This window comes from Polaromonas sp. P1_G4, assembly GCF_056405475.1.
The window spans coordinates 1-6,140 of the sequence record NZ_JBFUCA010000247.1; the positions used below are offsets into that span (position 1 = coordinate 1).

Genomic DNA, 6,140 nt, shown 5'->3' on the forward strand with positions numbered 1-6,140 from the left:
GGCCAGGCCCAGGACATCCTGACCGAGCTTGAGAGAAAAATGCTGGTGCATGCCGACAAGCTGGAGTTTGAGCAGGCCGCAGAGTTGCGTAACCAGATGTCGGCACTGTCCAAGGTGCTGCACCAGCAGTCCATGGAAATCGGCGGCGACAAGGACGTCGACATCCTGGCGGTGAAAGTGCAGGGCGGCAAGGCCTGCGTCAACCTGGCCATGGTGCGTGGCGGCCGCCACCTGGGCGACAGGGCGTACTTTCCGAGCCACGTGGAAAACGCCACCGACGTCGCGGCACTGGATGCCGAGATCGATGCGGATGCCAGGCTGGCAGCGCAAGCCGGGGCGGCCGGTGAAAGTGTTCCGCCGGTTCCTGCGCCCGCACCTGCGGGCAAATCCCTGGAGGCTCTGGTGCTGGAAGCCTTCATTGCGCAGCATTACATTGATGTGCCGGCTCCACCCACCCTGGTGTGCAGCGAGCCGGTGGACAAAGAGCTGATGGACGCCCTGAGCGCACAGACCGGGATCAAGGTCACGGCCCTTCACCAGCCGCGCGAGCAGCGCCGCATCTGGCTGGAAATGGCACAGAAGAACGCTGGCCTCCAGCTGGCCCGGCTGCTGGCGGAGCAAGGTTCCCAGCAGGCGCGCACGCGCGCGCTGGCCGAGGCGCTGGATCTTCCGCTCGACAACCTCGACACGCTGCGCATCGAATGTTTTGACATCTCGCACACGGCCGGTGAGTCGACCCAGGCCTCCTGTGTCGTGTTCCAGGAGCACAAGATGGTCAACAGCGAATACCGCCGCTACAACATCGAAGGCATCACGCCAGGCGACGACTACGCCGCCATGCGGCAGGTACTGATGCGCCGCTATACCCGGCTGGCTGAAGCCGCACGCAATGGGGAGGCCAAACTGCCCGACCTGGTGCTGGTCGACGGCGGCAAGGGGCAGGTGTCGATGGCACGCGAAGTGTTCGAAGAACTGGGCCTGGACCTGGGCCTGATTGCCGGCGTTGAAAAAGGGGAGGGCCGCAAGGTTGGCCTCGAAGAGCTCGTGTTTGCGGACGGCCGTGACAAGGTCTATTTAGGGCGGGATTCGGCTGCGTTGATGCTGATCGCGCAGATCCGCGACGAAGCCCACCGTTTCGCCATCACGGGCATGCGGGCCAAGCGCGCCAAGGTGCGGGTGGGCGGCAGCAAGCTTGAGGACATTGCCGGCATTGGCCCCAAGCGGCGCGCCAGCTTGTTGCAGCGCTTCGGCGGCATTCGCGGCATCGCTTCGGCCAGCGCGGAAGACATTGCCACGGTGGATGGCATTTCGAAGGACCTGGCCGAGGAAATCTACCGCGCCCTGCATTGAGGCCGCATCGGTTGCGTGCCCTGTTTCGGGCAGCAGTTCCTTGAAATTTGCTCAGATGTATTTGTGCAACGGAACGCACTGTTTTGGCGTGCTTTGCACCGCTATCCGGCACCACCGCACGGCTCATGCCAAAATCGGGGCATGTTTCTGACCATCCCTACGCTGATGACCTGGACCCGCATCGTTGCGATTCCGCTGATCGTGGGGGTGTTCTACCTGAACCTGGCGCCCACGGAGCGCAACCTGATTGCCACCGTGATGTTTGTCGTGTTTGCCGCCACCGACTGGCTGGACGGCTTCCTGGCGCGCAAGCTGAACCAGACTTCTTCCTTTGGTGCTTTCCTCGATCCGGTGGCCGACAAGTTCCTGGTCTGCGCCTCTTTGCTGGTGCTGGTGCACCTGCAGCGTGCCGACGTGTTCGTGGCGCTCATCATCATCGGCCGCGAGATCGCCATCTCTGCGCTGCGCGAGTGGATGGCCCTGATTGGCGCGACCAAAAGTGTGGCCGTGCACATGCTCGGCAAGGTCAAGACCACGGTGCAGATGATTGCCATCCCTTTCCTGCTGTTTGACGGCGTGCTGTTCGGCGTGATCAACACGCACGCGTGGGGCACCTGGTTGATCTGGATCTCCGCCATCCTGACGGTCTGGTCCATGATTTATTACCTGAAAAAAGCCATCCCGGAAATCCGCGCGCGCGCCAAGTAATCCTGCCCTTGGTGTTGCCGTTCTAAGGCTTCTGTTCTTGAGTTCTTCCTCTTCTTCATCCTCTTCCGGTGCGCTGATCCGGGCCATGCCCGCTGTGTTTGTCCTGATCTGGAGCACCGGCTTTATCGTCGCCAAATACGGTTTGCCTTATGCGCCGCCGCTGACTTTCCTGGCGATCCGCTATTTTCTGTCGATTGCTTGTTTCCTTGTCTGGATCGTGCTCGCCCGGGCGGCGTGGCCGCAAGGCCGGGCGCAATGGCTGCATCTGGCCATGACCGGCGTGTTGATGCATGCCGGTTATCTGGGTGGCGTCTGGATTGCCGTGAAGTCGGGCATGGGTTCGGGATTGACGGCACTCATTGTCGGACTTCAGCCAGTGCTGACTGCGCTGTGGGTTTCGTGGGTTGCCTCGCCCGAGGCTAACGGCGGCGAGGCCAGGGTCACCTCACGCCAGTGGGCCGGTCTGGCGCTGGGGCTGGGCGGGCTGTTGCTGGTGGTTTCGCGCAAATTTGGCACGGGCCATGAAGTGACGGCGCTGACGCTGGCCTGCACGGTCTTTGCGTTGTTCAGCATCACTGCGGGAACGCTTTACCAAAAACGTTTTGTCAAACCTGCCGATGTGCGCAGTGCCAATGCCATTCAGCTGGCCGCTGCTTTCGTGGTGACTCTGCCGCTTGCGCTGTTTGAAACTGAAGCGATCACGTGGAACCATCAGGTTCTGGGCGCCATGGCGTGGTCGGTGCTGGTGCTCACGCTGGGAGGAAGCTCCCTCCTTTATCTTTTGATCCAGCGTGGCGCGGCAACAGCCGTGACCAGCCTGCTGTACCTGGTTCCGCCAACGACCGCCCTGATGGCATGGCTGTTGTTTGACGAACCCATTACGCTAAGCACGATTGCCGGCACCGCGCTCACGGCGTTGGGCGTGAGCCTCGTGGTGCGGGCCGCGAAGCCGGCGGCAGCGTAGTTTTCCAGGGCGCTTCCTGAAACTGTGCGACCAGGTGGTCAATCAGCAGGCGAATACGGCGTGGCTGGTCGGTGCGGTAGGGGGCCAGCCAGTGAATGTCGGCATCGGGCATTGAATAGGCCGGTAAAACGCGCACGAGCCGGCCCGATGCGATGTGCGGTGCAATATCCCAGAGGCTGCGCAGCATGATGCCGCGGCCTTCCATGCACCAGTCGCGTACCAGTTCCCCCGAATTGCTGGCCAGCGGGCCTTGCACGCGAACGCGTACCGCTGCTTTCTCTCGTTCCCTGTGCAGCGGCCAGACATCAAAACGCTGGCCCGGGGCATTGCCGTTTTCGCGCACGATCAGGCAGGCATGGTCCTGCAAGGCCTCCAGGCTGGCGGGCGAGCCGTGCTGTTTGATGTAGCGGGGCGAGGCCACCATGATGCGCTGGTTGCGTGCAAGACGGCGTGACACCCACTGCGCCGCCTGCCGCCCCTGTATCGACCAGAGCCAGATGGCGCCGTCGTAACCTTCCAGCGCGAGGTCGGGCAAATGCTCGGTGAGCTCCAGCTGTATCTCGACACGCGGATAACGCTCCTGGAATTCCGCCAGCGCAGGGCCCAGCCACAGGCGGCCGAATCCAAAAGTTGCAGCGAGCCGGATCAACCCTGTGGGCTCCGCTTTTCGCTCCTGCAACTCTGCCTCGAGCGCCTGGAAGCCCTGCAGGAGGAGGATGGCTCGTTCGCAGACTGTTTCGCCTTCAGCGGTGGGGCTGACGCGGCGGGTGGTGCGCTGGAACAGCCGTTGGCCCAGCCTGGCCTCCAGCGCGGCAAGCCGCTTGGTGACCACCGGTGGCGCTACATCCAGGCTTTGCGCTGCGGCCGCCAGGCTCCCGTGGTCGCGAACGGCAAGCACCAGTTCAAGGTCGCTGCGCTCCATTCATTCCTTTTTAGAAATAATTGATTGCCTGATTATTGCTTGTATTGGATGCGACTGTTCTACAAAATCGGGTCAGGATCTAAAAAACGTTCAAGGCACCGGGGAATTGCTCGACCGAAGACGAACCAAGGCAGACTGATTGATGTTTGAGAATTTCGTTTCGTGCGATGTCGACGGCCCGGCCGGCAGCTTGCACACTCTGCGGGGCGGCGCAGGGGTGCCACTTCTGTTGCTTCATGGGCACCCGCAAACCCACGCGATGTGGCACCTGGTTGCGGGAGAGCTTGCGAAAAAATTCACCGTCGTGATGATGGACCTGCGCGGTTACGGTGACTCCGCAAGGGTTGCTGGGGACTCAGCGCACGAGGCCTATTCCAAACGCGCGATGGCGCTGGATGCCGTCGCTGTCATGCGTCACCATGGGTTCRAACGGTTCCAGGTGCTGGCGCACGACCGCGGCGCGCGTGTAGCCCATCGCCTTGCGGCGGATCATCCTGGCGCGGTTCAGCGGCTGATGCTGCTTGACATCGCGCCCACGCTGGCCATGTACGACAACACCTCGGATGCATTTGCCCGTGCTTACTGGCACTGGTTCTTCTTGATCCAGCCGCCGCCTTTGCCGGAGGCCTTGATTGAATCCGATCCGGTGCGTTACGTGCGCAGCGTGATGGGTAAGCGCCATGCGGGCCTTGCGGCTTTCGCGCCGGCCGCCCTGGCCGAGTACGAACGCTGCGCGCAAATTCCCGGCACCGCACAAAGCATCTGCGACGACTACCGGGCCTCTGCCACCATCGACCTGACGCACGACCGCGCGGACGTCGCGGCCGGCCGGCGCCTGGCGCAGCCGCTGCGCGTGCTGTGGGGTGAACATGGCGCGGTGGGCCAATGCTTTGATGTGCTGGACCTCTGGCGGGACCGGGCTGAAGATGTCTCGGGCCGGAGCCTGCCTTGCGGTCACTACATTGCGGAAGAAGCGCCGGCGTTGTTGCTGGCAGAAGCGCTGAGTTTTTTCAAACCCTGAATCAGCGGCTCTCAACGGGTCAAATTAACGCCAACTACAGTCAAAAAGGAACACCATGAGCAAGAGCATCGGAAAAAAACGCATCGCCGTCATTGCAGGCGACGGCATCGGCAAAGAGGTTATGCCAGAAGGCGTGCGTGTGCTGGAGGCTGCGGCCGTCAAATACGGCATTGACCTGCAGTTTGACCACTTCGATTTTTCAAACTGGGACTACTTTGAAAAGCACGGCAAGATGATGCCGGACAACTGGAAAGACCAGATTGGCGGCCATGACGCGATCTACTTCGGTGCGGTGGGATGGCCCGAGAAAATTGCCGACCACGTGTCTTTGTGGGGTTCGCTGCTGCTGTTCAGGCGTGAGTTCGACCAGTACATCAATTTGCGGCCGGCGCGGCTGATGCCCGGCATCATTGCACCGGTGGTCAGGCGTGACGGAAGCGCGAGGCAACCTGGTGAAATAGATTTTTACATCGTCCGCGAAAACACCGAGGGCGAATATTCCAGCATTGGCGGGCGGGCTTTCCCCGGCACGGAGCGCGAGTTTGTGCTGCAGGAATCGGTGTTCACCCGTATCGGCGTGGACCGCGTCCTGAAGTTCGCCTTTGAACTCGCCCAGTCCCGTCCCAAGAAGCACCTGACCAGTGCGACGAAGTCCAACGGCATTTCCATCTCCATGCCTTACTGGGACGAGCGCGTGGCCGAGATGGCAAAAAGCTATCCAGGCATTCAGCTAGATAAATTTCATATCGACATCCTGACGGCGCATTTTGTGCAGCGGCCCGACTTCTTCGACGTGGTCGTGGCCAGCAATCTCTTCGGCGACATCCTGAGTGACCTGGGGCCGGCCTGCACGGGCACCATAGGCATTGCGCCCAGCGCCAACCTGAACCCTGAGCGGAAGTTTCCTTCGCTGTTCGAACCGGTGCACGGCTCGGCCCCGGACATTGCGGGCCGCAACATTGCCAACCCTATCGGGCAGATGTGGTGCGGTGCCATGATGCTGGAGTTCCTGGGGCACAAGGATGCGCATGACGGCATCCTCGCTGCAATTGAAAAGGTGTTGAGCCCTGGAAGCGGTGCGCCGCGCACCCCGGACCTGGGCGGAAAAGCCGGGACGACAGACCTTGGCAAGGCCGTCGCTGAGGCCCTGTCCGCTTCCTGAAACCGTCATAAAG

At 61.8% G+C, this 6,140-nt stretch carries 6 protein-coding genes; 5 read left to right on the top strand and 1 reads right to left on the bottom strand.

What is annotated here, in order from left to right; genetic code table 11:
- The 3 genes from AC1D1X_RS13330 to AC1D1X_RS13340 form a co-directional block, all read left to right on the top strand.
- Window positions 1–1,350, top strand: a 1,350-nt coding sequence (locus AC1D1X_RS13330) for an excinuclease ABC subunit UvrC (RefSeq protein ID WP_477698440.1), incomplete at its 5' end; no start/stop codon positions are given.
- Window positions 1,351–1,491: 141 nt separating this feature from the next.
- Window positions 1,492–2,058: a CDP-diacylglycerol--glycerol-3-phosphate 3-phosphatidyltransferase gene (gene pgsA, locus AC1D1X_RS13335; RefSeq protein WP_477671024.1), complete on the top strand. Its 567-nt coding sequence runs from the start codon at window positions 1,492–1,494 to the stop codon at window positions 2,056–2,058.
- An 85-nt stretch (window positions 2,059–2,143) separates the two neighbouring features.
- Window positions 2,144–3,022, top strand: a complete 879-nt coding sequence (locus AC1D1X_RS13340; protein WP_477671225.1) for a DMT family transporter — start codon at window positions 2,144–2,146, stop codon at window positions 3,020–3,022.
- On the opposite strand, the gene AC1D1X_RS13345 is transcribed toward AC1D1X_RS13340, so the two are convergent.
- On the bottom strand, window positions 2,967–3,944 hold the full coding sequence (locus AC1D1X_RS13345) for a LysR family transcriptional regulator (RefSeq protein WP_477671023.1): 978 nt from the start codon (window positions 3,942–3,944) through the stop codon (window positions 2,967–2,969). The two genes, AC1D1X_RS13340 and AC1D1X_RS13345, sit on opposite strands and share 56 nt — an antisense overlap.
- A 142-nt stretch (window positions 3,945–4,086) precedes the next feature.
- Here AC1D1X_RS13345 and AC1D1X_RS13350 point away from each other — a divergent pair, with 142 nt between their 5' ends.
- Complete coding sequence (locus AC1D1X_RS13350) at window positions 4,087–4,965, top strand: alpha/beta fold hydrolase (protein ID WP_477698441.1); 879 nt, start codon at window positions 4,087–4,089, stop codon at window positions 4,963–4,965.
- Between the two features lie 67 nt (window positions 4,966–5,032).
- Complete coding sequence (locus AC1D1X_RS13355; protein WP_477671224.1) at window positions 5,033–6,127, top strand: tartrate dehydrogenase; 1,095 nt, start codon at window positions 5,033–5,035, stop codon at window positions 6,125–6,127.
- Window positions 6,128–6,140: the final 13 nt, after the last annotated feature.